Raw genomic sequence first — 825 nt, 5'->3', positions numbered from 1 at the left:
CTGCAACAGTATGCGGCGGCCCGTGCGCGTCAGGTGCTGCGCCGTATCCCGCAGGGCAGCTACGAATTTGAAGACTATCTGGATGATGCGGCTGGCAGCGGCCTGCCGGTGCGGCTGGCGCTGAAAGCCACCTTTGACGATGGCAATGTGCATCTGGATTTCAGCGGCAGCGATGCTCAGGTGGCTGTGGCGCTGAATATCCCGAGCCACGGCGATCCCCATGCCTGGCTGACGCTGCGCATTCTGGCGCTGGTCTGCACGCTGGATAAAACCGTGCCACTGAATGCCGGTCTGCTGCAACCTGTTACCCTGTTTGCCCCGGTTGGTTCGCTGGTCAATCCTCAATTCCCGGCCGCCGTTGGCGTGCGCCATGCCACGGCCGTGCGCGTCAACGACTTACTGAACGGTTTGCTGGGGCAGGCGCTGCCTGAAGTGATGCCAGCGGCCAGCGGCGGCACCATTATTCCGCTGGTAGTGGCAGAAACGGCCCGCCACGGCAAAGAGCAGAATGTACAGGTGATTGAACCGATGGTCGGCGGCGGTGGCGGCCGTTTTGGCCGTGACGGCATCGACGGGCGTGACAACAGCATCTCTAACCTGGCGAACAACCCGGTGGAGATGGTCGAAGCCGAAACCTCAATCGAAATCGTGCAGTATGCCCTGCGCGCAGAGTCTGCCGGAGCCGGGCAGTGGCGCGGTGGTATGGGCCAGCAAATCCGTATTCGCATTTTGCACGATGACACCACGCTGCTGGCGCGCGGCATGGAGCGGATGGTGTTCCAGCCCTGGGGCGTTAACGGCGGTCTGCCGGGGCAACCCACGCGT

General features: G+C 63.0%; 1 protein-coding gene. It reads left to right on the top strand.

Features of this window, described 5'->3' with window-relative positions; all coding sequences use genetic code 11:
* Window positions 1–825 (top strand): hydantoinase B/oxoprolinase family protein (locus tag WH277_RS01835; RefSeq protein WP_339504059.1); only part of this gene is annotated, 825 nt, incomplete at both ends.

The organism is Erwinia sp. MYb416 (assembly GCF_037479575.1).
Taxonomy (GTDB): Bacteria; Pseudomonadota; Gammaproteobacteria; order Enterobacterales; family Enterobacteriaceae; genus Erwinia; species Erwinia rhapontici.
This window is presented reverse-complemented; position numbering and strand designations above follow the sequence as displayed.